Genomic DNA, 15,257 nt, shown 5'->3' on the forward strand with positions numbered 1-15,257 from the left:
CCCGCCATACCCGCCAGCACATCAAATCTATTATTGAATAATCCCTAAATTTGATGTATATCATATTGACGTTTACGTAAAGGTAAAGCGTAGCCAGCAAACAAGGTTACCGGCCATAAAGATAATAAGGGATGATCATGACCGACCATATTACGCACGACCCAATTTACGATACCGTGAACCGCGACGACTTTCCGGCAATGCTGGAAGTGGACCGTTATGGAACGCGCACGGACGCATTCGACGGAATTATCTCGGCAACCCATGATCATTTCTGGGATCCGATGGATGCCGCCTATCTCGATTTTTCAAGTCCGTTTGATATCACCAAAGAATATATCATGCCGCCGGAAACCATTCCGGAGCTGCAAAGCGCGGTAGCCGACAAGCTGGATGAAGGGCAGAAGATCAAGCTTGCCAATGAAAGTACCCGCTGGAGCCTCTCGGCCATCCTGCATGGCGAACAGGGCGCGCTGTCCTTAAGTGCCAGCCTCTGTCATATCATGGTCGATCCGGGGGCACAGGAATATGCCTCCAACCAGACCCGCGAAGAGGCCCGGCATGTCACCGCCTTCAGCCGCTATATCAACGCCCGCTGGGGCCGCCCCTATCAAGTCGGCGAAGCCTTTGGTGAATTATTGCAAGAGCTTGTCGGCGCCGAGGAGGTCTACAAGAAGCTGGTCGGCATGCAGATGCTGGTCGAAGGGCTCGCCATGGGCGCGTTTGCGAATATCCATGCGAAAACGAACGATCCGCTCCTGAAGCGACTGACGCAGCTGGTGATGACGGACGAGGCCTTCCACCATAAGTTCGGCAAGATCTGGGCCGACAAGACAATCCCGAAACTGTCGAAGGAAGAACAGGACCGGGTCGAGGATTGGGCCGCCCAATGTTTCGAAACCGTCCTCTTTAACCTTATCAACATCCGCCAGAAGCGGGTCATTTATGAACAGTTCGGTCTTGACTGGGAATGGGTGCGCGATGCCTGCCGGGAGGTATTCACCGATCAGGATCGCCGCAATACGCTGAAGGAATCGACTAATATCTTCCGCGTTCTGGTCAAAACCCTGTTCAAGGCGGGCATTATCACCGACCGCACCCGCCCGATCTATTCACACTGGGTGGATATGGAGGAAATGGCCGGCGAGAATGAAGATATGATCGGCTACGCCATCGCCGACGAGGGGATTGAACTTCTCAAGGGCCTGAACCGGGGCCGCAAGGTCATCGGCCAGAAATAATCGACCCTAAGCATTAAGCATTAAAAAAAGGCGGGAGAATTTCCCGCCTTTTTTGTGTCTTCAAGAGCCAGCCTATTTTTCCGCCAGCTCCGTATCCTTTTTGGAACCCTTCTTCGCCATCTTTTTGTCCGCCTCTTCCTTGCGGCTCATCTCGGCGGCACTCTCGACCCGGAAGGTGAGCTCCCCTGCCTTCACGCCGACGGAGACATGCCCCCCCTTCGCCAGCTTGCCAAAGAGCAATTCTTCGGAGAGCGGCTTCTTGATGCTCTCCTGAATGACGCGGGCCAGCGGACGGGCGCCGTAGTTGACGTCATAGCCCTTCTTGGCGAGCCATGTCGCGGCGGTGTCGGAAAGCGAAATCGTGACATTCCGGTCCTGCAGCTGTGTTTCAAGCTGCAGCACGAATTTCTCGACAACGCGGGAGACGACTTCCGGCGGCAGCGGTGCGAACGGAATGGTCGCATCCAGACGGTTGCGGAATTCCGGGGTGAAGAGACGCTTGATCGCCTCCTCATCCTCGCCCTCGCGCACGTCATTGCCAAAGCCGATGGCCTGCTTGGTCATTTCATGGGCGCCCGCATTGGTCGTCATGATCAGGACCACATTGCGGAAATCCACCTGCTTGCCATTATTATCCGTCAACTTGCCATGATCCATGACCTGCAGAAGGATATTGAACAGATCCGGATGCGCCTTCTCGATCTCATCAAGCAGCAGCACTGAGTGCGGCTGCTGATCGATCGCGTCGGTCAGCAGCCCGCCCTGATCAAAGCCGACATAGCCCGGAGGCGCGCCGATCAGGCGGCTGACCGTATGCCGCTCCATATATTCAGACATATCGAAACGGACCAGGTTGAGCCCCATGATGGACGCAAGCTGCCGCGCAACCTCTGTCTTGCCGACGCCGGTCGGACCGGAGAAGAGATAAGAACCGATAGGCTTTTCAGGTTCGCGCAAACCCGCCCGCGCGAGCTTGATGGAACTTGCCAGCGCGTCAATCGCCTCATCCTGGCCAAAGACGACACGCTGCAAGTCAACATCAAGCTTGCGCAGGTTGACGGTGTCTTCCTTGGAGACGGATTTGGGGGGTATCCGCGCGATCTTGGCGACCACAGCCTCGACATCTTTCACGCCGATGGTTTTCTTGCGCTTGCTTTCCGCTTTCAGCATCTGTGCCGCGCCCACCTCGTCGATCACATCGATCGCCTTGTCCGGCAGCTTGCGGTCATTGATATAGCGCGCGGAGAGTTCCACGGCCGAGCGGATCGCCTCCGCCGTATAGCGGATTTTGTGATACTCCTCGAAATAGGGTTTCAGCCCCTTCAGGATCTTGATGCTGTCCTCGACTGTCGGTTCGCGTACGTCGATCTTCTGGAACCGGCGCAGCAGCGCGCGATCCTTCTCGAAGTGGCTACGGAATTCCTTATAGGTCGTCGAGCCGATGCAGCGGATCTCCCCGCTTGCCAGCGCCGGCTTCAGGAGGTTGGAGGCATCCATCGCGCCGCCGCTGGTTGCCCCGGCCCCAACGATGGTGTGAATTTCATCGATAAACAGGATGGCATTATCCAGCCCCTGCAATTCGGAAATCACCGCTTTCAGCCGTTCCTCGAAATCACCGCGATACCGGGTCCCGGCCAGCAGCGATCCCATATCGAGGGAATAGATAACGGCGGGCAGAAGCACGCTCGGCACATCGCCATGGACTATCCGGCGGGCGAGCCCTTCGGCGATGGCCGTCTTGCCAACCCCGGGATCACCCACATAAAGCGGGTTGTTCTTGGACCGGCGGCAGAGAACCTGAATTGTCCGTTCCACTTCGTCGGCGCGGCCGATCAGCGGATCAATCTTGCCCGCCGCGGCCTTCTCGTTCAGATTGACGCAGTAAGCGTCCAGCGCTTCCAGATTTTCAGCCTTTTCCTCGGGCGGCGGCGTATTTTCCTTCTCGGCCTTATATTCCCCGTCCACCCCGCGAATAGCGCGGGCGGCCTCCTTACCCAACGACTTGGCAACGCCATGGCTGATATAGCTGATGGCATCGAGACGGGTCATCTCCTGCTTCTGCAGAAAATAGGCGGCATGGCTTTCCCGCTCGGAGAAGATCGCGACCAGCACATTGGCGCCCGTCACTTCCTCCCGGCCGGAGCTTTCCACATTGATCAGAGCGCGCTGCACCACCCGCTGAAAACTCAACGTCGGGCGGGCCTCGACAAAGCCATCCATAACCAGGTCATCCAGTTCATCGGTGATGAATGTTTCAAGATCCCGGCGCAGCAGATCAACATCGACATTGCAGGCGCGCATCACGGCGGCGGCGTCCTGATCCTCGGTCAGGGAAAACAGCAAATGCTCCAGCATCGCGAATTCATGTCGGCGTGAGGTCGCCAATGCCATTGCACGATGTAGAGTTTCTTCAAGTGAGTTGGAAAATCCGGGCACTATTCTTTCTCCATCGTACATTGTAAGGGGTGTTGATTTTCGCGCGCATAATCAATGACCTGCGCAACCTTGGTCTCGGCAATCTCATACGGGAACACCCCGCAATTGCCGACACCCTTCTGATGAACATGCAACATTACCTGAACGGCGGTTTGCTCATCCATATTGAAGAACTTCTGGAGCACATAGACAACGAACTCCATCGGTGTGTAGTCATCATTCAACAACAGCACACGCCACAGAGACGGTTTCTTGGTTTTGGGCTTTGTCTTGGTTACAAGGCCCGTCCCCGTTCCCCGATCATCATTGTCTTTTTTATCGTCGCCGCTCATCTTCATTTTTGCCCAACCAGATTTTATAATATTCTGTCACTCCATCTTGCTACGCCAGTCTGGCCTAAGTATAGCTCCGCGCCCACTTATTTAAGTATATATCTTAACAGGAAATTCAAAAAATATTATTACCGAAGACAAAAATTTACAAAAAAGTGATCAACTTTCGGTCGGGCACGAAAAAAGGCCCGGAAAAATCCGGGCCTTTTCAAGACGCTTGAAATGTCTGCTGGCGTTAAGCCGGCTTCGAAAACATATCGAGGCTGGCGGCATACTGTGCGCCAAACGGCTCAACAACTGATTTCGCAGCATCCGCGACAAGAGAGTTCAGCTTGCCAATTTCAGACATGTAGCTCTGCATGGACGTGCGAGCGAATTCAGTCTGGATTTCGACAGCCTTGGTTACATCATCCGTCTCGGCAATTGTTTTCGTTATATTGAAAACTTCCTGCAGCTGACCAGTTCCAAAATCGATTAGCTCGGCACCAATTTTTTCGCTTTTCTCAACAGCTGCGTTGCTTGCCTTTACGAAAGCGTCAGCGCTGTTCTTGTCATAGAACTGGGAGCCTTCGAAAGTCTTGATCGCTTTTTCAAAACCGGTCTTACCTTCGGCAACAGCCTTTTCGTAATTGGTCTTGAATGTTTCTGTGTTGGACTTGAATGCTTTTTCTGCAGCCTCTGTCCCATTGATAAAGGCGTCCTGAAGTGATTTACGGCCAGTTGCGACCATATCTTCAATTTCCTTCGTAACGACAGCCGGGTCAACGGTTGCGTTTGTCGTTGCTTTCTTTGTCATTGACTTAACCTTTCCGATTAGCGTCTCTAAATTTCATTTGCTGCACTGCAACAATGTCCCTTGTATATAATAGGGTGCTGATAAATGTCAATGATTTTTTTGTGCAGTGCAGCAAAAAATGGTAAATATCATAAAATATTGATTTTGTTTGATTATTTTACCGCACACGCAATCGATCCTCGCAAAAAATCGCGAATGCAATAAAAATTTCACAACAAAATCACGCCAAAACGGGCCTGTTCAGAGGTCCAGGCCGTTCTCGCCAATCTGCATCGTGAAGTATGTACTGTCCCGCCCGCCGTTGTAATATCGCGACGACCGGCCGAAGACGACGGGGACATAAGGTTCCAGAAATGGAACGCCAGTTTTATCCCCTTTCGAGAGAACCTCGCGGAAGGGCAGCTTGGCAACATCGGCATTTTCATCGGTCCAAGCATAATATTTAAAGTTCCCCTCGCGGCATACCATGGCAATCCAGTAGAACTCGTCCGAATGGAGGATCTGCTCCTTGATCGCTGGCTGCTCGAAGCCGGATTTAATCAATGCCTGCTCTATGGCAATCAGGTCCTTAAGGCTGATCTCCTCCTTGCTGTCACGGGTGGCAGCCGGACCGGAACCGCCCGCCCCCAGCAACCAGTCCACGCTGATACCGCCCCGGAACACGCGTGTCGTTTGGGTTGCCTTATCGGATGTCGCGATCTGCAGGATATCGTAGGTCCGCACCTGCTCGTCATAAATGGCGTTATAGATCATCCGGTAACGGGCATTGCGTCCGGGTTCGCAATTGGCGCGGATATCATCCCCGTTGGCATAGGAAAACCACTGGAAGGGCCGGAAGACCGGGTTATTCGTTCCGCCATCCGCCGTACAGGCGGCGAGCAGAATGGATAGGCACATGATCCGCAGACTTGAGGATATGACGTTCATCGCCCCTCTCCGTTCAATTAAATTTACAATGCTTACCAGATATTAACCATCCGCCTGTAAGATAAAAGGATAAATCACGAAAATGCGATAATATACAGACATCAAGAGGATAAGTTACTTTGTTGAGATGTGGAGATAAAAAAAATATCGGGTTTTTGATGGACATGATTCGCCGAATTTTTTACACTCCTCCAGGAGCGGGGAATTCCGCGCGTAATCGTATTCATAGTAATAGTATTATAGGTAAGCCGTTGGTACAGAGTTCAACAAGAGCAACGTTAAGTACCGGACCGGAAAAATTCCGGGTGAGGTTGCTTGCCATGCCGACGGGACGGATGATGTCTCACCTTGTTGGCGGCCTCTTGCTTCTCCTGACAGTGATCGTGACGATGCCGGATACCGCGGCGGCCCGATACGCGGCCGTTGTCATGGACAGCCGCACCGGCGAAGTGCTCTATGCACGCAACGCGGATGACCGGCTATACCCCGCGTCCCTGACAAAAATCATGACCCTTTACATGACCTTCGATGCGCTTCAGCGCGGCAAGCTCCGGCTGGACCAAAAGCTTCCCGTCTCTGCGCGGGCGGCCGGACAGGCACCGACGAAGCTGGGGCTCAAGAAAGGGGACCGGATCAAGGTGCGGGATGCAATGTTCGGCCTGATCACGAAATCCGCGAATGACGCCGCAACGGTTCTCGCCGAGAGCATGGCTTCGAGCGAAGCCGCCTTTGCCCGCGACATGACGGAAAAGGCAAAAAGGCTCGGCATGAGTCGGACAAGCTTTCGCAACGCCAGCGGCCTTCCCAACCGGCGACAGAAAAGCACGGCCCGCGACATGGCCATTCTGGGCGCGGCGCTGATCCATGATTTTCCGCAATATTATCACTTCATGTCGCTGGAGAAATTTGACTACAAGGGCAAGGCCTTCAAGAACCACAACAACCTCCTGAAGAAATACGAGGGCGCGGACGGCATCAAAACCGGCTATATCCGGGCGTCCGGATTTAACCTTGTTGCCTCCGCCAAGCGCGGCTCCAACCGGCTGGTCGGCGTTGTCTTTGGTGGACGTACCGCGAAAAGCCGCGATATCCATATGGCGGCACTCCTCGATAAGGGGTTTGGTCAGATCGAGCAGTTACACCCGACCGTCGTTCCGCTACCGATTGGCAAACCGTTGCAAATTGCCCTTGGCACATCTCATAGCGAACCCGAGGAAATCAAGGTTGCCTCCGCGGCGACCACTCCCCTGCCCGTCGTGAAAAAAGCCGCAGCGAGCTATGCGCATATTCGCGCCGTTGAAGCCGTCGACAGCACCAGCACAAAACCTTCCGCCTTCCAAGCACAACCCTTGGAGAAAACCAACTGGGCCATCCAGATCGGCGCCTATAGCCTGCCGACCACAGCCCGCGACCAAGTCTATAAGGCCGCCGCCCAGGCCGGTGGCATTCTGGACGGACGGCGTGTCAACATTGAAAAAGCCATTTCGGACGGCAAGCCCTTCTACCGGGCGCAGCTGACCGGGTTCGAGGAGGCGGAAGCCCGCAAAGCCTGCAGCAACCTCGCCGAGCGGCGCTTCTCCTGTTTCGTCGTGGCGCCGGACTTAAGGCTGCCGAACTATATCGCCCAGAACAGCAACTCCTGATCCGTTAGAGGGCGTTGAGCGGGACCTTCAGATAGGAAACGCCGTTACTCTCCGCCTTCGGGAAATGCCCGGCGCGCATATTAACCTGAATGGAGGGCAGGATCAGCACCGGCATGGAGAGCGTCGCATCCCGTTCTGTCCGCATTTTGACAAATGCCTCTTCACTGATCCCGTCATGGATATGGATGTTGTCCGCGCGCTGCTCTGCGACGGTTGTTTCCCACGCGAAATCCCGGCCGTTCGGTCCATAGTCATGGCACATAAACAAGCGCGTTTCCGGCGGAAAAGATAAAATCCGGCGAATGGAACGATAAAGCGTCCGCGCATCCCCACCCGGAAAGTCACAGCGGGCCGTCCCGAAATCGGGCATGAACAGTGTATCCCCGACAAACACGGCATCGCCGATTTTATAAGTGATACAGGCCGGCGTATGGCCAGGGGTTGCCAGCACTTCGAGGGTCATGCCGCCAATCTCGACGGTCTCGCCATCCCTGAACAGATGCTGGAACTGCGACCCATCCTCAGCCACATCGTCACCGCAATTGAAGACTTTTTTGAAAGTAGACTGGACCTCCTTGACAACGCCGCCGATCCCGATGATCCCGCCGAGCTTTTCCTGCAAATAGGGCGCCGCCGTCAGATGATCGGCATGAACATGGGTTTCCAGAATCCATTCCACGTCCAGATTTTGCGCCTTGACGTAATCAATGAGTTCATCGGCCGCCGTCGTCGCCGTGCGCCCGGAGGCGTTATCATAATCCAGCGCGCTGTCGATGATGACAGCTTTCCGGCTCGAAGGATCCGAGACGACATAGCTGACCGTAAAGGTCGGTTTGTGGAAAAATGCTTTTACGTCCGGATTCATTTTTTGCGCCTCCCGCATGAAGTGGTGGTTATTATTTTGCTAGAGTCCATCATGCTTGACAATATATTCATATATATGTAGATATACAAGTATGTATATTGAAGATATTAAAAATTCCGCTGCCCGGGCCAGCACCTTGATGAAAGCCTTGTCGAATGAAACCCGGCTGTTGCTGCTTTGCCGGATGAGCGAAGGGGAGGTTTCTGTCAGTGAACTGGCGGAGATGCTCGACATGCGTTCCTCCTCCGTGTCACAGCAGCTTGCCCTGCTCCGCAAGGACGGGCTGGTCAAAACCCGGCGCGACGGGCAGACGATTTTTTACTCCCTTGACGGAGACGAGGCGAAACAGGTCATTTCCGTTCTCTACGGATTATACTGCCAGGAAAGTTAGGTTGGGAGCGTCTTCATCAGTACGCTCGCAACAAAGCTTTCAAGAAGCGGCCTGACTACCGGCAGGTATTTTCTGATTTATGTTCAAGGCAATCTTGGTTACTCTGTTGTCTGGAACATAAATAAAAACAAACGGGAAATACCATGCCATCATCCAATAAAGTCGCCATCGTTACCGGATCCGCCACAGGCGCCGGCGCCGCCATTGCGCTCGCGCTCGCGGACAAGGGCTACAACGTCGTTATCAACTACACCAAAAGCCTGAAGGAAGCGGAGGAAACCGAAGCCGCCTGCGCCGCCAAGGGTGTCGAGACACTCCTCTTTCAGGGCGATGTTTCAAAGGATGAGGATTGCCGCGCCATGGCCAAGGCCGCGAACGACAAATGGGGTCGTCTCGATGCGCTCGTGAATAACGCCGGACGCACCAAGTTCGTTGCCCATAGCGACCTCGACGGCCTTAGCGCGCAGGATTTCCACGACATATATGCCGTCAATACCATCGGCCCGTACCAGATGTCCCGCGCCGTCGCACCCTATATGAAGGAAACCGGCAAGGGCTCCATCGTCATGATCTCCTCCGTCGCCGGAACCCACGGCCATGGCTCTTCCATAGCCTATGTCGCTTCCAAGGGCGCGCTTAACTCGATGACCAAATCCCTGGCCCGATCCATGGGGCCGGAGATTCGCGTCAATTCCGTCTGCCCGGGCTTTATCGAGACCCGCTGGCTCCTGCAAGGCTATGGCGAGGATAAATATGACGCCTATAAACAAAAGCTGATCCGTGACGTTCCGCTGAAAGCCGTCTGCCAACCCGAGGACGTGGCCGACGCCGTTCTCTGCTTTATCGAGGGGACGAGCATGATTACCGGCGAGATCATGATTGTTGACGGCGGAATGCATCTCGGCAGCTGAGGCTGCGTATTGATGACGCTTCCCGACGATATCGCCCGCGCGCTGGGCTATCCCTATCCCCGGCCCGCGGATTCGTTTCTTTTATCCGGCGGTGCGACACATGAGTTGCCGCCGGATACCGACTTTAGCGGCAGGACGCCGGTGCTCGCCTGCGGTTCCAACGGCGCACCATCGCAGCTAGCCCGGAAATATGAAAAGTTTTCGAACTACTCTATTCCGGTCACAGCCGCGAAGCTGCAGGATATCTGCTGCAGCTATTCGGCGCATTTCTCCAGCTATGGATCGGTGGCCGCCGCCCTGCATGTGGCGCCCGGCGCGATCACGAATGTCCATATCACCTGGCTGAACGAGAGGGAACTCAGGCGCATGCATGAGACCGAGGCCATCGGGATGAACTACCGCTATGTAAAGATAGACGGGATCGATCTCACCTGCGCAGCGCATGGCGCAATCGAGACCATCCATGCCTATGTCAGCCTGCGCGGGAGCCTCCTGCTGGACGGAGCGCCGGTCACCCTCGGCGGGATTAACTGCCGGAACGCCTGCTTCCCGGTGATGGACCAACTCGCGGTTCAGTCCCGCCTGCGCGATTCTTTCGCGCCCGGGATGGACCTGCATGATTTTATCCGGCAGAATATAACGGATGCAAAAATAAGGACGGAAAGAACCGCCCGCCTTGCCCGCCAGGCGCAAGTTTTTGACCACCCCGGCATCACAACATTGCTCGATCAGGCAAGCTAAATGCAAGATTTGAAACGGACCAGTCTAGCGCTCCTCGTCGGCGGGATCGGCGGCGCTCTCTTCTTTATCGCCGACCTCCCGCTTGCCTGGATGCTGGGGTCCATGTGCTTTTCCACGGTCGCGGCGCTTCGGGGCGTTAATCTCGCCGTCAACGGCACCTTGCGCAAGATCATGACCGCCATCCTTGGCGTCATGCTGGGCTGCGGCTTCTCGACCGATACCTGGAGTGCCATAAGCCGGTGGAGCGGCGGGCTGCTGCTCCTGTTCATCAGCGTCGCGCTTTCCATGTGGCTCGTCTATCTGTTTTACCGCAAGATAGGCAAATTCGATCCGGTCACCGCCTATTTCTCGGCCGCGCCGGGCGGCCTCAATGTCATGTATGAGGTGGGAGAGGCCAAGGGCGGTCATGGCCCGACAATCGCCCTGATCCACGCGTCGCGCATCCTTATTCTGGTGATGTCAGTCCCGATGATCTTCCGCTATGGCGTCGGCTTTGACATGGCGGCACAGACCGTTTCCGTCTTCGGCTCGGTTCAGGATCTGGTTGGCGATGGCTGGCTCCTGCTGGCCGCCCTGATCGGCTATGTCGGCGGATATTTCTGCCGCCTGCCCGCCTATCATTTAATGGGTCCGCTGCTGGCGACCGCCGCCTTTCAGATGGCCGGAATCACCGATGTCTCCCCGCCGATGATATTGGTCTATGCGGCGCAGCTGGTCATCGGCACGGCAATCGGTGCGCGCTTTCTCGGCACCCGCTTTCGCGATATCCGCCATCTGATCGGGCTCAGCTTCGCCTCCACCACCCTGATGGTGCTGATCGCAGCCATCTTCGCCTTTTTCTTTGCCGAGACAATCGGTGTCAGCGTTGCCGGGATCATTTTGGCTCTCAGCCCCGGCGGGCTCGCTGAAATGTCGCTGGTCGCGCTCGCGCTCGGGATCGATGTGGCGTTCGTCTCCACCATGCATGTGATCCGCATCAGCCTGATTATCGCGCTGGTACCCATGGCGTTCTCCGCGATTGAGCGCATGCTGACCAAACAGCCGAAATAGCAGCGCTTAAGCCCTCGCCCGTCCTTCAACCCTTGGATAGACCGCGGCCAAGGTCAGGGCCCGCATCACGAAAAACACAACCAGCGCCGCCCAGAGCCCATGGGTTCCCCAAAGTCCTCCCAATATATGCATTGCCGCCATATAGGCGATGAAGGAGATAATCATGCCGTTCCGCATCTCCTTCGATTGCACGGCCCCGATAAAGATGCCATCGATCTGATAGGACCAGATGGCGACAAGCGGCATAAGTATCAGCCAGGGAAGAAACTCATTCGCGCGCAGGCGAACCTCTTCGATACCGGTCAGAAGATTGATGATCGCCGATCCAAAGATAAAATAAGCAAACGCATAGAGACAGGCAACGACCAGCGCCCAGAAGCCGGTGACATAGACAATCTCTCTCAGCTTGTCCGCCCGTTTCGCGCCGATTGCCGTCCCGACCATCCCCTCCGCCGCGAAGGCGAAGCCATCCAGACCATGCGCCATAAACTGGATGAAGTTCATCAGAACGGCCACCGCCGCAAGGGTGACATCCCCGCCCTTCGCGGCCTGCGCGGTGAAATAGGCAAAGGCGAAAATCAACAGGATCGTGCGGATGAAAATATCGAAATTAACCGCGAGAAGGCGCGTCATCCGGGCAAGGGAGAAAATCGCCGAGCGTTTCCACACGCCGCCAATATGCAGAAGTTCCCGGCGGACAATATAGAGCCCCAGAAGAAGCGCCAAGGACTCGGAAATCGCCGTTGCCGCCGCCACGCCAATAACGTTCCAGCCAAAGCCGATGACAAAGAGCAGATCGAGGATGATATTCAGACTGTTCATGAATATCTGCACGATGAGGGCGGCCTTGGTATTCCGGATCCCGATAAAGAAGCCCATCAGCGCATAATTGGCGAGAACCGCCGGGGCGCCCCAGATACGCACATAGAAATAATCCGCCGCGCCGCCCTCAACCTGCGCCGAGCCGTCAATCAGCATAAGCGCCAGCCGGAGAACAAGCGGCTGCAGGATCAGGGCAACGAGCGCGATGATGCCGGAGAGAATAAGGGCGCGCGCGAGGACCGAGCGGACCTCCGTCGCATCTCCCTCTCCCGAGGCCAAGGCAATAAAGCCCGTCGTTCCCATGCGAAGGAAGCCGAAACCCCAGTAAAGAAAACTGAATATCAGCGCGCCGATGGCGACCGACCCGATATAATGCGCCTCAGGCAGATGCCCGACAACAGCCGTATCCACCGCCCCAAGCAGCGGCACGGAGGAGTTGGAGAGAATAATCGGCCAGACCAGACGCCATGTCTCACGGTGGCTCGGCAGGGAGAAAAAGGCGGATACTGTCATCAGAAACCAAAATAATCGCGGACGCGGTAGCCGATCATCGCGACAGGCAGGAACCAGGGCCTGCCGTTATAATAGAAGCGGTCCTCCAGCGGCAAATCATCAAAGGCCGTCTCCCCGTCCGGATCGCCCAATATTTTAAGCGCCGCCTTATGGCCGAAGTAACCGGACATCGCCACACCCGAGCCGCAATAGCCCATGGCGTAGAAAATTCCATCATGCTTCCCGATGGTCGGCATCGCGGCAAAGTCATAGGCGACATTCCCGGACCAGACATGGCTGACCGACGCTTGCCGGAGGGCAGGAAAGATTGAATCCAGCGTTTTCTTGAGGGAACGCGCCTGAACCTCGGGTGGGGCGGGGAAAACGTTGGGACGCGCCCCAAGCAAGACCCGTCGCCCATCCGGAGACGGACGGTAATAGCTCAGCATCTTGCGCGTATCGGTGATCATCCGCTTTGTCGGAAACAGGCTCGCCACCAGATTTTCGGAGAGTTCCTCCGTCGCGATCATCGTGCTGCCGACCGGGAAGACGCGCTTTTGCAAAAAGGGAAAAAACCCGCCGCCATAACCATTCGTGGCGATAAGAAGCGCGCGGGCCGTCAATTCACCCTGCGCAGTACGAACGGCAAAGCCGGCGGGCTTCCTGATAATTTCCTCCGCCCGGAGCGGCGCGATAATCCGCGCGCCAGCGCGTATCGCGGCCTTGGTCAGGCCCGTTACATATTTCGCCGGATGCAGCCCGCCTGTATGGTGCTGACGCAGCCCGCCCTTGTAGCCGGGGCTATCCACATCCTCCGCATAGTCGCCGGGACCGACCATCTCCTCCGGGATATCGAGATATTTCTGCCGCACTTCAAAGTCATTGTTCATGGCGCGATAATGCTTCTCCAGCACTGCGGGGTAAAAACGACCGGTGAGCGAAAGATCGCAATCGATCCCCTCTTCCGCGATGCGGGATTTGATAAAATCGACCGACGCCAACGCCTCCTTGTAAATGGCGCAGCCCCGATCCGTCCCATAACTCTCGATCAAGCCGGAAAGCCCGGGCTTCAGGAGATTGCCAATCATGCCGCCGTTGCGCCCGCTCGCCCCGAAGCCCGGCATCTCCGCGTCGAGAACCGTGACCGCTTGCCCTTTTTTCGCGAGGGTGAGCGCCGCGGACAGCCCGGTATAGCCACCGCCGATAATCAGCACATCACTGACACTGTCCGGCAGCGCCACGCCGGTGGGTGACGGCTTTGCGGCCTCCCACCAGAAAGGTTCGGTTTTCATCGGCTGGCTCCGTATCAATTCGCTTTTTTTGCCATTCTTGTCCCGCAGCCCGTCGAAGAGCAAGCCTAATTGCCTTTGAATTGAATTTTTCTGTAAAAACACCTATCTAAGGGGTAAGGACTGGCAAATGGGGAAAAGCTCGACTTGGCCAAAAATATCGAGAAATCTGATAAAAAATCCGGCAAGGATGACGTTGCCGAGTTTTTAAGGAAAGTCGCGGCCGCCCCGGTGCGCGCGCCCACAGGCAAGAATGGGCGATTGATCTTCGCGATCGATGCCACAGCAAGCCGACAGCCGACTTGGGACAGGGCGTCCCATCTGCAACATGAAATGTTTGAAGAGGCGGGATCGATTGGCGGGCTTGAACTGCAGATCGCTTTTTTCCGGGGCTTTGGCGAATTCAAGGCGACGAAATGGACGTCCGACAGCAAGGCGCTGATCCGTCCGATGTCGCGCGTCTTTTGCCTTGGTGGCCATACCCAGATCGAGAAAGTCCTGAAGCACACCCTCCGCCAGACGAAGAAGGATCGGGTCAATGCGCTTGTCTATGTTGGCGACTGCATGGAGGAAGACGCGGATCAGCTCTGCCATCTCGCCGGGCAGCTCGGGATGCTGAAGGTGCCGATATTCCTCTTTCAGGAAGGATATGACCCGATTGCGGAAAACTGCTTCCGACAAATGAGCCGCCTCTCCGGCGGAGCCTATTGCAGTTTCGACGGGGCCAGCGCAGCGACACTCCGCAACCTGCTCAGGGCAGTTGCCGCCTATGCCGCCGGGGGGCGCAAGGCCCTCAGTGATTTCAGCAAGAAATCCGGCGGCGAGGCGAAGCTGCTTCTCCAGCAGATAAAATAGCGCCATGCTCGCCTATTTCATCATCGGCGTTTCCCTTCTGCTGGCCCTGATGGTCGGCAGTCAGGCCATTGCAACGGCGGACCCAAAAAAACTTATCAAGGCCCTCCGGATTTCCGCGGTTATCATCTGCGCCGTCGTCGCCGGTTTTTTCGCCCTGACAGGACGCTTTCCCTATGCCGCTCCATTTGTTGCCGCTGGGCTTTTTTTCCTTCGCAGCAAACCGCTGTTCAGTGCGCGAAACCCCTCCTCCGGGCAGCAGTCGGATGTGGAGACAGACTGGCTGCAGGCCTCGCTCAATCATGATACCGGCGAGATGGATGCGATGATCTTGCAGGGACGATTCGAAGGGCGGAAACTCTCCTCCCTCAGCCGTGCAGAACTTGGTGAATTTCATCAGGAATGTGCCGGTGATGAGCAGACCCTGGCCATTCTGGAGGGGTTGAAGACCCGGTTTCCGGCGCTGCGC

At 56.0% G+C, this 15,257-nt stretch carries 15 protein-coding genes; 8 read left to right on the forward strand and 7 right to left on the reverse strand.

Translation table 11 applies throughout. The features are described 5' to 3' along the window. Positions 1–137: 137 nt before the first annotated feature. Positions 138–1,241: a ferritin-like domain-containing protein gene (locus P1U71_RS06565; protein WP_301104766.1), complete on the forward strand. Its 1,104-nt coding sequence runs from the start codon at positions 138–140 to the stop codon at positions 1,239–1,241. 72 nt (positions 1,242–1,313) lie between these two features. Here P1U71_RS06565 and clpA read toward each other — a convergent pair whose 3' ends face one another. From clpA to P1U71_RS06585, 4 genes are all read right to left on the reverse strand, one after another. Beyond that, positions 1,314–3,677, reverse strand: coding sequence for an ATP-dependent Clp protease ATP-binding subunit ClpA (gene clpA / locus P1U71_RS06570; RefSeq protein WP_301104767.1), 2,364 nt, complete (start codon positions 3,675–3,677; stop codon positions 1,314–1,316). Continuing rightward, complete coding sequence (gene clpS / locus P1U71_RS06575; RefSeq protein WP_301104768.1) at positions 3,677–4,009, reverse strand: ATP-dependent Clp protease adapter ClpS; 333 nt, start codon at positions 4,007–4,009, stop codon at positions 3,677–3,679. The genes clpA and clpS overlap by 1 nt, the downstream gene beginning before the upstream one ends. Before the next feature lie 235 nt (positions 4,010–4,244). Then, positions 4,245–4,805 (reverse strand): phasin family protein, encoded by a 561-nt coding sequence (locus P1U71_RS06580; protein ID WP_301104769.1) that lies wholly within the window; start codon positions 4,803–4,805, stop codon positions 4,245–4,247. Between the two features lie 240 nt (positions 4,806–5,045). Beyond that, positions 5,046–5,732, reverse strand: a complete 687-nt coding sequence (locus P1U71_RS06585) for a hypothetical protein (RefSeq protein WP_301104770.1) — start codon at positions 5,730–5,732, stop codon at positions 5,046–5,048. Positions 5,733–5,983: 251 nt separating this feature from the next. Here P1U71_RS06585 and P1U71_RS06590 point away from each other — a divergent pair, with 251 nt between their 5' ends. Next, positions 5,984–7,375: a D-alanyl-D-alanine carboxypeptidase gene (locus tag P1U71_RS06590; protein WP_301104771.1), complete on the forward strand. Its 1,392-nt coding sequence runs from the start codon at positions 5,984–5,986 to the stop codon at positions 7,373–7,375. A gap of 4 nt (positions 7,376–7,379) precedes the next feature. Here P1U71_RS06590 and P1U71_RS06595 read toward each other — a convergent pair whose 3' ends face one another. After that, complete coding sequence (locus P1U71_RS06595; protein ID WP_301104772.1) at positions 7,380–8,240, reverse strand: MBL fold metallo-hydrolase; 861 nt, start codon at positions 8,238–8,240, stop codon at positions 7,380–7,382. A 91-nt stretch (positions 8,241–8,331) separates the two neighbouring features. Here P1U71_RS06595 and P1U71_RS06600 point away from each other — a divergent pair, with 91 nt between their 5' ends. From P1U71_RS06600 to P1U71_RS06615, 4 genes are all read left to right on the forward strand, one after another. Continuing rightward, positions 8,332–8,631, forward strand: coding sequence for a helix-turn-helix transcriptional regulator (locus P1U71_RS06600; protein ID WP_301104773.1), 300 nt, complete (start codon positions 8,332–8,334; stop codon positions 8,629–8,631). A gap of 143 nt (positions 8,632–8,774) precedes the next feature. Further along, the gene (locus P1U71_RS06605) at positions 8,775–9,542 is read left to right on the forward strand and encodes an SDR family NAD(P)-dependent oxidoreductase (RefSeq protein WP_301104774.1); all 768 of its coding nucleotides are present in this window, start codon (positions 8,775–8,777) and stop codon (positions 9,540–9,542) included. A 12-nt stretch (positions 9,543–9,554) separates the two neighbouring features. Beyond that, a complete protein-coding gene (locus tag P1U71_RS06610) occupies positions 9,555–10,283 on the forward strand; it encodes a hypothetical protein (RefSeq protein WP_301104775.1) in 729 nt (242 codons plus the stop codon). Continuing rightward, positions 10,284–11,333: an AbrB family transcriptional regulator gene (locus P1U71_RS06615; protein WP_301104776.1), complete on the forward strand. Its 1,050-nt coding sequence runs from the start codon at positions 10,284–10,286 to the stop codon at positions 11,331–11,333. It abuts the gene before it with no gap. A 6-nt stretch (positions 11,334–11,339) separates the two neighbouring features. Here the strand turns inward: P1U71_RS06615 and P1U71_RS06620 are convergent, their stop codons facing one another. Both P1U71_RS06620 and P1U71_RS06625 read right to left on the reverse strand, forming a co-directional pair. Next, positions 11,340–12,668: an MATE family efflux transporter gene (locus P1U71_RS06620; RefSeq protein WP_301104777.1), complete on the reverse strand. Its 1,329-nt coding sequence runs from the start codon at positions 12,666–12,668 to the stop codon at positions 11,340–11,342. Further along, positions 12,668–13,939, reverse strand: coding sequence for an FAD-binding oxidoreductase (locus P1U71_RS06625; protein WP_301104778.1), 1,272 nt, complete (start codon positions 13,937–13,939; stop codon positions 12,668–12,670). Before P1U71_RS06625 ends, P1U71_RS06620 begins: the two co-directional genes overlap by 1 nt. A gap of 144 nt (positions 13,940–14,083) precedes the next feature. Between P1U71_RS06625 and P1U71_RS06630 the strand changes: the two genes are divergently transcribed. Beyond that, positions 14,084–14,791 carry a hypothetical protein gene (locus P1U71_RS06630; RefSeq protein ID WP_301104779.1) on the forward strand — a complete coding sequence of 236 codons (708 nt, stop codon included), beginning with the start codon at positions 14,084–14,086 and terminating at the stop codon, positions 14,789–14,791. A gap of 4 nt (positions 14,792–14,795) precedes the next feature. Further along, positions 14,796–15,257 (forward strand): hypothetical protein (locus P1U71_RS06635; RefSeq protein ID WP_301104780.1); only part of this gene is annotated, 462 nt, incomplete at its 3' end.

The sequence above is a fragment of the Sneathiella sp. genome (assembly GCF_029233945.1).
In the GTDB taxonomy this organism is placed as follows: Bacteria; Pseudomonadota; Alphaproteobacteria; order Sneathiellales; family Sneathiellaceae; genus Sneathiella.